Below are 15,893 nucleotides of genomic sequence, written 5' to 3' on the forward strand. Positions count from 1 at the left end.
GATCAAATTTTAGGTTACAACATATGCACAACATCAATCCACCTCTTTATGTAAACGCTATGTAAAATTTGAGCAGTAACTGCTATTACTGTTCACCTTGCACCATGTACAAGATGATATAAACTCCAGATATCTTTCACATTCTGTAAGTGAGTAATTATATCTTTTGGAATGTGGTTATTTTCATCTATACAACTATTAATTAGCACTAAATCGTTGATAGCTCCTCACGCAATGATTCGAGGACTTACGCGTATTGCATTACTGAGCTTTTTAGCCATAGATGTATGAGAATGAGACTTCTCATGGTACTCCCCCCTCTTTACTTTCTGGACTATCCCTCGCCATCCTACCCATTTCATTTTTGTCATTGAGTTAGTTCAAAACTTATACATTTAAACAAAAACAAGCCACCATATCAAAAATAGGGCTTGTCTTTAGATTAAATCAAATTTTTTATCTAATTTAGGCTTCATTAATCTTAAAAAACATAAAGTTGATCTATTTCAAATATTCTAGAACTTTGTTTTACTTTTCCAACTTCGACATGTCCCATCATACCTTAAACTATCATATAAAATTTTGCGTCATCTTTATAGATAATAACCTCAGGTCTTATATCAAAGGTAATATCATATTTATTGTCAACATGCTTCCATGTTAGTCCGTCAGTTAATTCATACAAATTACCTTCAACAAAACCCTCTAATTTATAATTAATTTGTGATTCAATGGCTCTTAAACTATATACAATAGTGAAAAACGAGCAATAACAGATTAATTGAAGATTGAGAGGTTACTCTTCATCACAAAAGAAATAACTCAGCTATAGATCACCGAGTTATTTCTTCATCAATTTTTATTGCATAATTATGAGATACACCCTGAAATAAGAACAAACATTTGTTTGTATACATTTTTTATCGAACTAATTTACATTCAAGTGGTTTACATGGAGATTTTTTCAGTTGCAACATTATTCAAAGTTTATAAACCCAGAACCGTAATTATCTCTCATTTTTCGTAATGTAGATATTCCTTCTTCATATGTCCCACCAGTCGCAATATAAATGGCCTCATTTTGATTATTCTCCATGTCAATACCCAAAACACTTATATTTAGAAAACTATCGTCAAACCAAATAATACCAAGCATATTGGCATGCTGTGGCGGGTTATTATGAGTCTTATTGTAAATCAAATTCCCCATGTTTATACCATTTTTTCTTTTAAGTACTTCTGTATTGAGAGTTTCATAATTTTCTGTTTTTTCTATCCCTCTAATTTTAATGGAGCCCTTAAAAATATGCTGCCTAAACAAAGGTCGATATATCGTTCCTTCAATATTAATAGAAGTATTCTTAAGAGAGTCGGGATTTCTATCATTAAAAGCAACAGCAGTACGAACAACACTTATTTTTTCTGGAAATTGGTAAATAAATAGAAAAATGATGATTAGCAAAAGAGGGATACCAGTGAATATAATGATTCTTTTCAATTTCCCATCTCCTTTTCTCCCAAAATAGAATAAGATTTGTGCAAAATATTCTACACAAATCTTATTCTTAAATAAAGAAATAAATAGTTCATACTAGGGCGTGTCTTCAAACTCAAGCAAGCCACACCATAATGGATGCCAAGGCCAAAAAAGACTTGAATGTACACGCTAATTTATCATATCGAGTCGCCAAACGACGATAATTCTTTACTTTATTAAAGAAGCATTCCACCAAATGGCGCTCTTTGTAGACATCCCGATCATATTTCGGGATCACTCGGCGGTTTTTCTTCCCGAGAATCTATGGCCTGTTGTTCCTTCAAAAAGGTCCGAATGGCATTCGTATCATACCTCGGTCGGCTAGAACTTGCTTCCGGGTCAGTTTCATGCTTTTAAGGAGATTGAAACCTTGGACGGAGTCATGCGCTTCACCTCCGGTCAAGTTGAAGCGAAGTGGATTTCCTAACGCGTCAACTATTGCATGAATTTTCGTGCTTAATCCACCTCGGGAACGTCCGATCGCTTGCTTGCTTTGCCCCCTTTTGCGCCTGATCCATGCTGGTGAACTCGCACTCTAGAGCGAATTCGTTATATACTAATGTCGCTACAATTGCGGATCAGTATATGCTTCTATTCAACAGTCCTGCGGATTATTCACATTTACAGAGTGTATTGCGAAACAGAATGCAAACTCATAAAAATACACTTTCTGGGAAAAGTGCGTTCCTTATTAGCGGCTCAGGTACATCTTATGATGTACGTCAAATTACCGGGGGAACTTGGTCGTTTGCAGGATATGCAAATTCGACACTTGCATATGGGGATCCTGATTATTTCTGGAAACGGGCTTTTGAAGTTACTTTGAATCCTGTTGTTACGTTACAGTAATTATTTACTTGCGGTTATAACTAAAATAGTTTTAAGGATTCAATACCTCTTTAACCAAGGAGAAATCTACCGAATCAATTTTCCAGCCTTTACTTGTATAAACCAGTTTGGCCGTTCTGTAGAGTGTTTCATTAGGTGCATATTTAGAGTTAGGACCTGAAGATTGAGTCAATTTGGCGCAATTGGTTTCAGTATAACTGATGGCCGATGGATAAATCGTTGTAAATTTAAAGTCGTATTTCAATCCTTTGCTACGTATGATTTCATTGATAAATTTATCCGTAAAGTATGGGCTGAAGTAAGTTACTGATCTGCTTGATTGAAGATAGGTCGGTTAGCTTCGTTTAATTTGTTCACGAACACTTGTCTTTAGCTTATCTGTTATTTTTTTCGCATTCGGAACTTGAACTTGTGGTTTTTGCATGGTTACCTGGAGTTGTTTTCCCTCCAACGTGATTGTCGCCTGACCAGTTTTTTGGTTCCAATTTACATCTGCTCCCAAAGTTTGACTTACAAAACGGGCCGGCACATAAGTGGAGTTGTAATTTAGTTCCGCTGGAACATCAAGAAGAATTTCCGATTGATTGAGCAAAACTTTGTTAGAATTAAGGGTAAGAACCATTTCTGTAGCATCTTTAGTAATTCTAATTGTTTTTTGTTGTTGATTCCAATCAACGTCTGCTCCTAAGTTTTCAGAAACGGCTCTAAGAGGTATGAGCACCCGATTGTTTTTCAAAATACCACTATCTATTGTAACCGGTGCTTCAGCGGCATAGCTAGATGAGCTAAAGTTAGGCAGTACAAGCATAGATGCTGCCAACATCGTAAGAGACATTTTTTTGAACATTATGATCCTCCTAAAATTAAGATTATTTGTAAGATTAGACGTCATACATAGAGTAAATGTTTCTTTCTCCAGCTATTGCAGAGGACATAAATGTCAAAAATTGCTTATCATCTGACTCTCCTTGTTTCTTCACATACATGAAATCAATGTATAAACTGCAATTAAAAGTTCACTTTAAAAATCATGGAACAAAATATAATAAAATAACAAACTATCCTAATCGTTAGCTCTCCTAAAATCCAATGAAATTTAGCAATTGTCAAGTAAGCTATGATTACAACTGCTTGTTTTATTCGGGCTAATGAATTGAATTGGTGTCCTATTCGGAATGAGAACTTAACTTGTTAAAAACACAAAAAGTCGCGTTTCCGCGACTTTTTTTTTATTCTCAGACTCGAAGCTTAGCAATGCCCGCCGGACCGTTGTCCAGGGAGCTCTTAAAGATGTACTTAAAAAATACAACCTTGATAACCCCCCTCCGCCGTTATGGCTTCTCCATCTTCGGCGTAGATTCACCCGACGCTGAGGTATACCCCGGTTTGGCTGCGCCAAAACCGAAGAAGAACAGCACAACAACGACTGCGGACAAAACCATGAGGGGAACCTTCCAACCGTCTGTAGCGTCATGCAGGAACCCGATGAGCATCGGGCCGATCGCGGCCAGCAAGTAACCCAGAGACTGAGCCATCCCCGATAACGCCGCGGCTTCGTGGGCCGTTTTGGTACGTAAAGTAAAGAACATCAGGGATAAACTGAAATTCGCCCCGCCGGAAATACCGACCAACATCACCCATAGGAGATTTAATGAGGACATGCCGGATAATAATCCTACGTAACCAGTGAGCATGGATAATGCAGAGATGGTCACCAGAACACGCTGATTCGGATTTCGGCCAGCCAGAACAGGAATAATGAAGGAGAACGGCAAACTGACAAATTGAAGTATGGAGAGCATCCACCCGGCAGCACTATAATCCATGCCTTGACTTCTCAGAATCTCGGGCAGCCAAGAGATGTTCACATAGAACGTAAACGATTGAAGCCCCATAAATAAAGTGATATACCAAGCAAGCGGTGAACGAAGCACACTCTGTTGTTTGGTTGCAGTCGAACGGACTTCTGCTGTCTTGTCAGAGCTGCTGCGTTGAATCAGCCATACGATCAGAGCTAACACGGATAATGACGCCCAGATCAACAGGGAACCCTGCCAGCCAAGACCTGCTTGCGTTGCAAGCGGGATACTAACCCCGGATGCGGTGGCGGCTAGCAGATTCATTGATGCCGAATAGGTGCCTGTCATCAATCCGATATGCCGCGGGAAATCCCGCTTAACGAGACTCGGAAGCAGCACGTTCCCTACGGCTATGGCCACTCCCAGAAATGCAGTTCCCAATAATAAAGTAACCGGCGATGATATGGAACGTATGCCGATTCCGAATGTCAACACCACCATGCTAAGCAGCAGGGTGGTTTCCAGTCCCCACTTTTTGGCCATGGCGGGAGCCATTGGCGATAATAGAGCAAAAGCCAACAGCGGCAGCGTCGTCAGCATACCAGCCATGGTACTCGATATTCCTGTATCCTCACGAATGATCCCAATCAGCGGGCCTACCGAGGTTATTGCCGCTCTCAGGTTAATGGCAATTAGGATAATGCCTGCAAAGATCAACCATGTACGCCCTGTGGAACTTGTGGTTGGTTCTAACGATGTTCTTGATGTCATTACATGGACTCCTTACTCTGTTACGATATGTAAAAATAAACTTATCCGAGTTTATCATAAACCCGGACATTAGGCTATAGCTCAGGGAGGCCACTGACGCTGCTTCACTGGTTATGGCCACAAGCCATACCCTACACAAGCGGGCTCCAGGCGTACACCGATAATTTTTGAACATCTCGAATTAATTCGGTATACCGTCTCTGAATATCCTCGGACGAAAAATGACGGAATTGCTCAAATATCCCCATGCATCGCAGCATTCCTCGATCGCTTTTAATCTTAATGGAATACTCCAGACTATCTACAATGTACTTCAGCCCACGATCAAATTGTTTGGAATTTAAATAGTATATCCCCAATTCGGATAGAAGCCGCGTATATTGGTTCATTGTGACGTGTTCACTAACTTTCCCAAGTTTGTTTTTCTGTAATTTAAATGCCTGGTATTCCCGAAACTGGTCCACTATATGATCTATGTTGAAATGATATCTGTTAGCAGCTACTACAAAGTTACACAGGGCTGTAAAAATCTCATCCGTTCTTGATTCAATATAATCTATATATTCAGGCAGTACGTCAGAATCTCCAGCCATGAGTCTATACAAGTAACGGTTCGCTTTAGCCCATTCTTTAAACTGATCAACAGTTATAATTTCCTCATCAGAAAATTCCTTTGCCTTTAACCAATTAGGATTTTCATACATTGAAAGATACTCTAGTGCACCCTCAAGGTTTCCTGCTTCACGACAAGCGTATGATAGACTTAAATACGAATATAATATGTAAAAAATGGTGGGTTTCTCTTGTTCATTTTTCGTTGTCTTTTTTTTGTTATTGTTTGTATATTGTATTTTCGCCGTACGGCCCATTTTTTCAGCCAGAACTTTCACCATATCACTTCTGAGCAAAGAAACGTTAACGTTAATAAGCTTCCTATATGCATCTAGTTGATACACATCATCCAGCCGATCAACATAATGTTCAAAAGTTACGGCCACCTTTAAGTTAGACTCCATATTATCACTTAATTCTAACTTAAATAGTCGATAATGACATAAGGCAAGCCTCTCAGAATGCTGGAACTTCTCACTCTCTGCTACACACTCATACAATATAACCGCTGCTTTATAATTTTCTTCATTGAACAAATCTTCCGCCAATTCAAAAAGCAGCGGAGCATAACTGATATTTTCCATCGTTAATCGGGCGGCTTTTTGCAGACAATCCAGCTTGCCTAGCTCTGCGCATCGTTGAAGAAAAGCTCCTAACCGTCTCCAGTCAGGCGTGGTATGAAATATACATTCCGAAATGTATCGATCATAAAAAAATCCTTCAGGATATCCTATACTGGTAGTGATGCGATCCAATTGATTCATGGACATGGGACGATTTCCGTTAAGTATACTGCTCAAGGACCCCGTATTCACACCGGATATTCTCGCAAATTGATTTAGCGTTAATTCGTTATCCTGTAAAAATTTCGTTATTTCTCCGCGAATCGTGGCTGTCGTTTTCAAATAACAACACCCCCAGGGAAATCCAAATATTAGTTAGTTCTGCACTTGCGGGCTCCAGGCGTATACCGATAGCTTCTGAACATCCTGGACTAATTCAGTATATCGCCGCTGGGTGTCCTCGGAAGAAAAATGACGGAATTGCTCAAATATCCCCATGCAGCGCAGCATTCCATTGTCACTTTTGGTTCTGATGGAGTACTCCAGACTGTCCAAGATGTATGCCAGTCCACGGTCAAACTGTTTGGAATTTATATAATATATCCCAAGCTCCGCAAGAAGCCGCGTATAGCGGTTTAAGGTCACCTGATCGCTCACCTTTCCGAGCTGATTTTGCTGCGTTTTGTAAACCAGATGCTCCTTATACCGATCCAATATATGATCGATATGAAGTTGATAGCGATTGGCTGCAATCAGAATATTACAAAGCGCCAAAAAAATCTCATCTTCTCGTGAGTCCACATAATCTACATATGGGTTTAAAGCATTGGGTTGTCCACTCATTAAACCATACATATACCGATTAGCCTCAGCCCATTCCTTGAACTGCTCCATAATCAGCAACTCTTCATTGCTAGGATTTTCTATCCAATCAGGTTTCTCATATAACGACACATAATAAAACGCATTGTCATAATCTCCTCGTTCTTGATACATATAGGCCTGAATTAAATACGAATATAATATATAAAAAATAATTGGTCTCTCTGATAACTCATACGTTCTAAGAGTACTTCTATTTTGTTGGTATTGAATTCCAGCTTTTTTCCCCATTAGTTTTCCAAGCGCTTCAATTTTATCCCACCGTTGTAAGGATACATTTAAATTAATAAGTTTATGACACGCGTCCAATTGATACATATCATCCAATCTATCAATATAGGGTTCAAAGTATACAGCAGCTTGTAAATTATCTTCCTGATTCTCTCCTAATCCGATTACGAATAATCGATACTTACAAAGAGCTAATCGCTCTGAATACTGAAACTTTTCACACTCAGCCACAGATTCGTACAACAAAGCTGCCGCTTTATGCTTGTCCTCATTAAATAAGGCTTCGGCCATATCAAATAGCATCGGTGCATACGATATGTTCTCCAGTGTCATTCGGGCTGCCCGATGCAGACAATCCAGCTTTCCCAGCTCTGCACATCGGAGAAGAAACGGCCCCAATCTCCGCCAATCCGGAGTCGCATGAAAGATACACTCAGGAATGTACAGATCATAGAAATAGCCTTCTTCCAGACCCATTGCGTCGGTAATCCGATCTAACTGATGCATGGACATGGGACGATTACCATTTAGGATATTACTAAGTGTCCCGCTGTTGATACCCGATATCCTGGCAAATTGATTAATCGTCATATGATGATTCTGCAAAAATGCAACTATTTCCCCGCGAATCGTGGCTGTCGTTTCCAAGTAACAACACCCCCCAGATGAGAACCAGAAATTAGTATATTAAATATTTAATTACATGCTATTATTTTACTTTAGCGAGGTCAATAGCGAATCAACATAATGGATCTGTTGTTTTTAAATGATGAAATATATTAATAATACTACGAAATATAATAAAAAGACGCCTCCAAAAATTCGGAAGCATCTTACTTAATCTATAACACACTTATTTCGCGATTAAGTATCTTAATTATTTCCAAGTCCAAAACCATGACCAGACGTCGTAAGTATCTCTGGTTGTTTGTTGCTCTCTGCATTAACGTTCATCGTCGGTACAGCGACAGCACAAATGATACTAGAGATAACCAATAGATAAGCCAATTTTTTTCTCATTTAATTTTTGCACCTCGCTAACTAAAATAGTATATCGTTTTTGTAATTCGAATGACGAAAAATGACGATATTGCTCGAATAGCCCCATACATCTAAGCATGCCATTATTACTATTGATTGTAATGGAATTTCCCAAACTTTCCAATATAAATTCAATTCCTTTGTCATAACGTTCTAAACTTATATAATATATTCCTAATTCCGCCAGTAATCGAGTGTATCGTTCGAGTGTAACTTGTGTACTAATTTTACCTATAAGGTATCGTTGTTCCTTATAAACAAGATATTGTCCATAACTTTCTAATATATCATCAACTCTAAATCGATGCCGATTCGCTGCAATCATTATGTTACACAGAGCCGGAAAAATCTCTTCTTCTCGTGTCGAAACATAATCCACATAGTCAGAGAGAACCTCAATTTGACCAACCATTAACTGGTACACATATCTATTAGCTACAGCCCACTCTTTAAACTGGTCTATAATCCGCATTTCCTCATTATTCGGATCTTCTATCCATATAGGATTTGCATATTGTGATACATAGTATAATGCCTTTTCGTATTCTCCACGCTCACTATAGCTATTTTCTAATGATAGATTTGCGTATAAAATATAAAAGACAAGAGGATTCTTCCTTCTTACTTCAATATAACCTTTAGTCTCACTATACTTAAACTCAATCATTGCTTTATGCAACATTAGCTCAGCGAATTCCTCTACTTTATCCCATCTATGAATAGAACCATTTACATTAATTAAATCAACTAGCGCATCCAATTGATAGACCTCATCTAATCTATCAATATAAGGTTCAAAGTATACTGCAGCCCTTGAATTAACCTCCTGATCATCACCCAATTCCAACGTAAACAATCGATACTGGCATAAAGCCAGCCGTTCGGAATGCTGGAATCTCTCACTCTCAGCCACGCTCTTATAGAGCAGCACCGCCGCCTCGTGCTTCCCCTCTCTGAAAAAAACCTCCGCCGTTTCAAAGAGTAAGGGAGAATAGGAAATATTATCCATTGTCATCCGGACGGCCTTGTCCAGACAATCCAGCTTTCCCAGGTCTGCGCACCGGTGAAGAAACGGTCCCAGCCGACGCCAATCCGGTGTGGCATGAAATATGCATTCATCTATATACAGCTCGTAAAAATAACCCTCTTCCAAACCCATCCCTGCCGTAATCCGGTCCAATTGCTGCATGGAAATCGGTCGATTTCCGTTCAGAATGTTGCTGAGTGTGCCGCTATTGACCTCCGATATTTCAGCAAACCGATTAATCGTCATCTCGTTCTTATGTAGGAACTCTTCCATTTGTTCGCGAATCGTGGCTGTCATTTCCAAGCTAACACCACCCTTTAGGATCAGAACCCAAATATTAGTATATCTCTTTATAGTAATCATATTGATTAATATTCCAGCGGTCAATACTTAATTACGTCATATTTTTACACAAAATAACCAAAACACTTTAAAAATACCAAATATATTTACATTTCTCATCTATTTTATATATCGTCCGTTTTATTTCTACTATGAGAAAAAGCGCTCCGAAAATTTCGGATACGCTTCTTCTGCTTCCTCATTATATACTCTCCTGCTTTAATGCATCAATAATGTTTTCCTTCTTCACCTTCGAGCCGGAGTACAACATGGCGGAACCGACAATGACAAATACCGCGACCATGACAGACAGAACGCTCAGCCACGGGAAGGTGAACTCGTAGCTAAATTTGTTCGCAAATGCTCTATCGATCAGATACATCACAACGAAACTGATGGGAAGACCGAAGATCAGCGACTTGACCCCGTAAAAAACACTTTCGTAGTTCATCATTTTCGCAAACCCTTTTGGCGTCATGCCAACGGATTTCAGCATCGCAAACTCTACTTTTCGAAGAGATATGCCGGTTGAGATCGTATTAAATATGTTCGCGATGGAAATCGCCGATATGAGTACGATAAAACCGTATGAAAAGACCGACATCAATCGTATCTGTTGTTCCTCGCTTCTTCTGGATTGATACACATTGTAGATATTCAGATTGGTCTCATGCATCTCTTCGATTTCCTGCTGCGTTTTCATCGGTTCCGTGCTTCTCAGATGGACGTATGTCTGAACGTTAGCTGAATCCTCGTTGTCTGTCAGTCGATCCATGACGCGTTCCGACACAATGATATTCAACCCGCCAACACCTACCGGGTTCATCCCCATGGGAGCTTGATCCGTCAATGCGGCAACGGTCACGTTGCTTATCTTCTTCGTTGATCCGCCACTTTCTTCACTGATATTCGTTAATTCGATGCTTTGACCGATATTCGCATACATAGCCTTCGTCTGGATATATCTCCCCGTATTCATGTCTTGGTAATGGATTGTATCCATCACAATTGCGGCGGGATGATCCGGATCCGTAAGCTGCGTGTAATCTGCGCCGACGGCTGTGGCATAGGCTTGCAGACTGGAATCGTTCAGTGCATGAATCTTGATATCGTAAGGATATTTCCCGTTCTGAAGCAACTCCCTATCCTTCTTAACCTTCTCCTGCAATTCTTCGGCAATCAACGCTTCCTCGATCCAAGCGTTCTTGTACCACTCGTGAGTCATATTGTACTCTGTAACACCATCCAGGGAAACAATCGATTGCATCAACCGTTCGTCTATTCTTTTGCCGCTGCTGTACGATACTTCAATATCAAAGTCGACGCCTTCCTGCGACAGATCCAGGGATCGTTTCATACCGACGGTGAAAAACGATACCGTTAGAAACAAAACGATGCTGATAACAAGCGAAAATACGATAGCATGATATCTCCGTTTGTTCCGTTTTAAATTTTTCAGCCCGATCTCCGCTTCAATGCCGAACAGCTTGCGAATGAACTTCGACGTTCTCACGGCTTTGACCGTAAGTTTCACATCGGTGGTTTGGCGAATCGCGTCCATGGCGGATACCTTGGATGCTCGGATCGCCGGGACATACGTCGAAATGAAAATCGTCAGCATCGACACCATACAAGTAATCAAGAGTGATAACGGCGTGACGATGAGTCTCAACTCTTCTTGGGTCCATAATGCCCCTTGAATCATGGAATTCATGAACCAAAAGGTGATTCCAATTCCGGCAAGCCCGCATAGGATGCCAATAGGAATGCTGATCAAGCCAATGACAATGCCTTCAAAAAGCACTGAATTTCGCTTCTGTCTCTTCGTAGCCCCCACACTCGCAAGCATCCCTAAATGGCGGGAGCGTTCCGAGACGGATATCGCAAAAGCATTATAGATGAGCGAAACCGAGCCGATCATAATGACCCCCATAATGATCGCTGATAAGGAGAACATCATGCTGTACGAGGCTTCGCTTTTGGACAGGCCGTAATAATGAAGCAAGCTGTTATTATATTGGACGTTACCGATATCGTTCTTCTCAGCCAACTCCTCCGCATGAACGAACAAGAACGGGTTGACACGCTGTAACACCACCAACGCATCGACTCGATCGTCTGCCCCGATGAAATTTTCATCGACATAACTAAGGATTGTATACCCCGGGGCCCAAGCCGATTCCCATACGGGAGATTTAATGATGCCTACCACCGTATACTCCCTTGTCTTGACATGCTCCAGCGTTTCGGTCAATGTGCCGTCTTCCCTGCGCAGCGGTTCGGTCTGGTCCAGACAATGATTGCCTTCTTGCTCGAATCGTTCCCCGACGCGAAGGGTGAGATGATCGCCGATGTCGTAATTCACTTTGCCGTCCATTGCAACAGCTTCGGATATGACAACTTCCTTGTCCGTCTGCGGGAGACGTCCCTTGCTTAGGTCAATCTGAAATTGCTCAAAACCTTGCGCATTATATTCCTTGATGAATAAATACGGCTTATTGGGATTCTCACCCCCTTCTAATGGGGCGTACCCAACATCTCTTGTCATCGCAACAGATTTGGATTCGTCATCGCCCTGTATTGCCGCAAGCTGCTCCTTGGTGACATCTTGATATTGGACATGCCACTCCCCGGTGTCTGCAATGGTGTGCCTGACCATTACATCCGAGAAGGAAAACACAAGCGTAGCGACAGCGGTCACCATGGCAACCGATATGATGACGCCGATGATCGTTACCAGCGTCCGTCTCTTGTTCTGCTTCAGATGCCGGATGGTTAGTGTATGAACAATGTTCATCGCCTGATCACCTCGTCTTTGGCAATCCTCCCGTCTTCAATTGAGATGATCCTGTCGGCTTGCAAGGCGATTCGTTCATCATGCGTGATAACGATCAGCGTCTGCTGATAGGTCTTATTCAACATTTTTAATAAATCGACGATCTCGCTGCTATTCTTGCTGTCCAGATTCCCGGTCGGCTCGTCGGCCAGCATGATCGCAGGATTGCCGATGAGCGCTCTGCCAATCGAGACCCGCTGCTGCTGTCCGCCGGATAACTGATTCGGCAGATGATTTAACCGATGCTGCAAATTCAGCGTATTCACAAGGCTGTCCAACTGCTGTTGATCTACCTTTTGCTTGTCCAGCAAGAGCGGCAGCGTCATATTCTCCTCCACCGTCAGGACGGGAATCAGATTGAAAAACTGGTAGATCAAGCCGATTTGCCTGCGTCTGAAGATGGCCAGCTGCGTTTCGTTCAAGGTATACATGTCCGTATCCTGAACAAAAACTTTGCCGCCAGTCGGCCGATCCACGCCGCCCAGCATATGAAGCAGTGTCGATTTCCCCGAACCGGACGGGCCGATAATCGCAATGAATTCGCCTTTTTGCACCGAAAAAGAAACATCGTCAAGCGCCTTCACTGCCGATTCACCTGTGCCATATATTTTAGACAACTGCTCGATTCTTAAAATTTCCATTGCCATACCTCCTGCTCTTAATACTCAATTCCAGAAATATACCATTTCTCTAAATCCAACATCCCACAGGGTTGCATTGCCCTCCAGGGTGATCGTAAGCTCATGGGCCTGCGGAATGAGGATTTCGGACATATTCGCCTCATGGCGTTGCGCTTCTGCATATACGGACAGCATCTCATGTCCATCGACAGCAACCCTGATGCTGCCATGGGATTCCTTTTGATCAGGAATTCCATAATTCAGGTAGAGATAGATCTCCTCCTTGTTGCCTAACGTATACGTGTACGCCTCCTTCATTTTGCCTTCGATGCTGTACACATTATATTGGGGTTCTACAATTTGACCGCCGATGCTGAGACTGTATCGCTGGGTTCCCCTTGATGGGTTTCCGGTGCTGTCTTTCCATTCATTTATCGCCACAAACGGACCCATTTCTTTGGTAAACACTTGGTCAACTATACCGAAGACTCCCCATACCCCGAGCAGCAGGACAACACTGGAAATGCCCGCAGCAGCTATATTTCTCCAGTCGTTTTTTGTACGAAAGCCGAGTTTGTACGCCCCGAATCCGATGGCTGCGCCCGATGCGTTCTGTATGACGTCATTCATATCGAAGCTGCCGAGAAACGTCAGTGCCTGAATGGTCTCCAGGATGAGAATGGACAGGATGAACCCCGTCAGGAATCGTATAAAGCTGGTCTGATATAACAACGGAATCAAAATGCCAAAAGGGATGAAGGCTGCGATGTTCCCAAAGCCGACAAGATCCATCAGTGCAGGATGCAGAAGTTCGGATATATCTGGCAGCCTAAAAAAACTGTCCGGCAAGAACATAAAGGTGTGCTCCGTAATCTGATCTACCGTGTCTAATCGACCGAAAGCGAAAAACAAAAAATAAAGAATCAACAGGGTGTAACCTATCGTGAGGCCCAATATCATCTTGCGGTGTTGCTTCAATTGCATGGTTTCACCTCCATCGTTTAGCTGATGAATATCATTTTATCTGTCTAAAATGACTTTCCCGTGACGATGGAGGTGACAATTCAGTCACTTACGGCGTGCCGCCCCGCTATACCACTTGCTTATAAAATTTAATTCGGAACTGCGTACCCTGCTCACTGTCGCTCATCACATCGATCACGCCGTTCTGGCTGGCAACGATGCTATGTGCCATCGCAAGTCCTATGCCAATGCTTCCCTCACCGGCATTTTTCCCTTTGTAAAAACGCTTGAAAATGTAGGGCAGATCCTCTTTCGGGATGCCTATTCCATTGTCTGTTATGACAATTTCCGTAAATAGCGTGTTTTCGGAATATGTGATGGCGATCGCTCCGCCTTCAGGCGTATGCTCCACACCGTTTTTTAGAATATTGATGACCGCTTCGGCAGTCCAATTGAAATCGCCGACAAAAGAAACGTTATCATCGCCCGCGATAGAAACGGACTGTCCCTTGATATCCATCGGAATCATGATCGGCTCTAATGCCTTCTGAATAAGGCTTTTCACGAGGATTTGATCTTTCTTGAAAGGGATGGTCTTCGCGTCCATTTTCGATAGCTTTAATAAGGAAGAAACCAGCCAATCGATGCGTTCAAGCTGGACGCGAATATGATGGGTGAACTCTGATCTTTTGGCAGGAGGCAGGTCAGGGGCGCTTAACAAATCCGCCATCACGGTCATGGAGGTAAGCGGCGTTTTGAGCTGATGCGAAATATCGGAGATGGCATCCGTCAACTGGATTTTGTCCCGCTGCAATAGAGAGCGGTGCTCCGAGAGCATAAGGGTCACTTTGTAAATATCATTCTTGAGAATGCTCAGCTCGCCTTCTTGATTATCGCGAATGTCAAGGGAATCATTACCGTTGCTAATTTCCCGTAAATAGGCGGACAGCTTCGCCAGCTCGCGATATCTCCATCTCGTGAATAACAAACTGGTGCCAATAAGCAGAATGGACAGAATGGCAACAAACGCCGCCGTGACAGACGAGATAAAGGCAGCAGCAACAATCGCCGATAAGCTGATTGCGCCCATGGCGAGCAATAACATTTGGACTTCCCGATTACGCAGCATCTAATCACCGACCTTATAGCCTAATCCGCGTACGGTTTTGATCAAAGTCGGATGTCCTGGATCATCCTCCAGCTTTTCCCTTAGCCTTTTGATATAAACCGTTAACGTATTGTCATTCACGAAGTCGCCGGCCACGTCCCAGATTTGCTCCAGAAGCTGATTCCTTGTGAGAACCTGTCCGATGTGGTTGCCAAAGATCAGCAGTAGACGATACTCTAAGGCGGTAAGTGGAATTTCGGTCCCTTTTTTATGTACTTTGCCTTCCAGCGTATTGATTCGGATATGATCGATGTCTATGATCGCTCTGGTGTGGGACGGCTTCTGGTATCTCCGCAAGACGGACTTGATCCGGGAGAGCAGCTCACGAACTCGAAATGGTTTAGTAATGTAGTCGTCGGCTCCCATGTCGAGCCCCATCACGACATTGACCTCATCGTCGATCACCGTTAAGAAGATGACCGGAATGTCTCGTCGCTCTTTCACCAGCTTACACAATTCGTAGCCGCTCCCGTCCGGAAGCTGTAAATCGAACAAGCATAACGCAAACTGATCTATGTCCTCGGCGAGCACCCTCTGGGCTGATGCAACATCATGGCAGAGAACAGTTGAAAAACCATCCTGCTGCAGCGAATATTCCAGACCCGATGCAATCGTCTTATCGTCTTCGACTAATAAAATGTTCATCTGCAAA

At 42.4% G+C, this 15,893-nt stretch carries 13 protein-coding genes; all 13 read right to left on the reverse strand.

What is annotated here, in order from left to right:
• Positions 1–976: 976 nt before the first annotated feature.
• Entirely contained in the window at positions 977–1,498 is a 522-nt protein-coding gene (locus tag PVOR_RS19370; protein ID WP_006211145.1) for a hypothetical protein, read from the reverse strand.
• Between the two features lie 112 nt (positions 1,499–1,610).
• Positions 1,611–1,775 carry a transposase gene (locus PVOR_RS33075; RefSeq protein ID WP_160164016.1) on the reverse strand — a complete coding sequence of 55 codons (165 nt, stop codon included), beginning with the start codon at positions 1,773–1,775 and terminating at the stop codon, positions 1,611–1,613.
• 42 nt (positions 1,776–1,817) lie between these two features.
• Entirely contained in the window at positions 1,818–2,051 is a 234-nt protein-coding gene (locus PVOR_RS33080; protein WP_138917806.1) for a transposase, read from the reverse strand.
• Positions 2,052–2,720: 669 nt separating this feature from the next.
• The gene (locus tag PVOR_RS29320; RefSeq protein WP_006211146.1) at positions 2,721–3,233 is read right to left on the reverse strand and encodes a copper amine oxidase N-terminal domain-containing protein; all 513 of its coding nucleotides are present in this window, start codon (positions 3,231–3,233) and stop codon (positions 2,721–2,723) included.
• 484 nt (positions 3,234–3,717) lie between these two features.
• Positions 3,718–4,956, reverse strand: a complete 1,239-nt coding sequence (locus PVOR_RS19380; RefSeq protein WP_006211147.1) for a CynX/NimT family MFS transporter — start codon at positions 4,954–4,956, stop codon at positions 3,718–3,720.
• Between the two features lie 131 nt (positions 4,957–5,087).
• The gene (locus PVOR_RS19385) at positions 5,088–6,473 is read right to left on the reverse strand and encodes a helix-turn-helix transcriptional regulator (RefSeq protein WP_006211148.1); all 1,386 of its coding nucleotides are present in this window, start codon (positions 6,471–6,473) and stop codon (positions 5,088–5,090) included.
• Between the two features lie 33 nt (positions 6,474–6,506).
• Complete coding sequence (locus PVOR_RS19390) at positions 6,507–7,892, reverse strand: helix-turn-helix domain-containing protein (protein WP_006211149.1); 1,386 nt, start codon at positions 7,890–7,892, stop codon at positions 6,507–6,509.
• A gap of 334 nt (positions 7,893–8,226) precedes the next feature.
• The gene (locus tag PVOR_RS19395) at positions 8,227–9,615 is read right to left on the reverse strand and encodes a helix-turn-helix domain-containing protein (protein WP_040680788.1); all 1,389 of its coding nucleotides are present in this window, start codon (positions 9,613–9,615) and stop codon (positions 8,227–8,229) included.
• 241 nt (positions 9,616–9,856) lie between these two features.
• Complete coding sequence (locus PVOR_RS19400; RefSeq protein ID WP_006211151.1) at positions 9,857–12,451, reverse strand: ABC transporter permease; 2,595 nt, start codon at positions 12,449–12,451, stop codon at positions 9,857–9,859.
• Positions 12,448–13,131: an ABC transporter ATP-binding protein gene (locus PVOR_RS19405; RefSeq protein WP_006211152.1), complete on the reverse strand. Its 684-nt coding sequence runs from the start codon at positions 13,129–13,131 to the stop codon at positions 12,448–12,450. The genes PVOR_RS19400 and PVOR_RS19405 overlap by 4 nt, the downstream gene beginning before the upstream one ends.
• 24 nt (positions 13,132–13,155) lie before the next feature.
• Positions 13,156–14,094: a VanZ family protein gene (locus PVOR_RS19410; protein WP_006211153.1), complete on the reverse strand. Its 939-nt coding sequence runs from the start codon at positions 14,092–14,094 to the stop codon at positions 13,156–13,158.
• A 106-nt stretch (positions 14,095–14,200) separates the two neighbouring features.
• Complete coding sequence (locus PVOR_RS19415) at positions 14,201–15,202, reverse strand: sensor histidine kinase (protein ID WP_006211154.1); 1,002 nt, start codon at positions 15,200–15,202, stop codon at positions 14,201–14,203.
• Entirely contained in the window at positions 15,203–15,886 is a 684-nt protein-coding gene (locus PVOR_RS19420) for a response regulator transcription factor (protein ID WP_036642480.1), read from the reverse strand.
• Positions 15,887–15,893: the final 7 nt, after the last annotated feature.

The organism is Paenibacillus vortex V453 (assembly GCF_000193415.1).
In the GTDB taxonomy this organism is placed as follows: Bacteria; Bacillota; Bacilli; order Paenibacillales; family Paenibacillaceae; genus Paenibacillus_AQ; species Paenibacillus_AQ glucanolyticus.

Coding starts and splice junctions, on each gene's coding strand:
- PVOR_RS29320 (WP_006211146.1), bottom strand. CDS start 3,233: ATGTTCAAAAAAATGTCTCTTACGATGTTGGCAGCATCTATGCTTGTA.
- PVOR_RS19380 (WP_006211147.1), bottom strand. CDS start 4,956: ATGACATCAAGAACATCGTTAGAACCAACCACAAGTTCCACAGGGCGT.
- PVOR_RS19400 (WP_006211151.1), bottom strand. CDS start 12,451: ATGAACATTGTTCATACACTAACCATCCGGCATCTGAAGCAGAACAAG.
- PVOR_RS19405 (WP_006211152.1), bottom strand. CDS start 13,131: ATGGAAATTTTAAGAATCGAGCAGTTGTCTAAAATATATGGCACAGGT.
- PVOR_RS19410 (WP_006211153.1), bottom strand. CDS start 14,094: ATGCAATTGAAGCAACACCGCAAGATGATATTGGGCCTCACGATAGGT.
- PVOR_RS19415 (WP_006211154.1), bottom strand. CDS start 15,202: ATGCTGCGTAATCGGGAAGTCCAAATGTTATTGCTCGCCATGGGCGCA.
- PVOR_RS19420 (WP_036642480.1), bottom strand. CDS start 15,886: ATGAACATTTTATTAGTCGAAGACGATAAGACGATTGCATCGGGTCTG.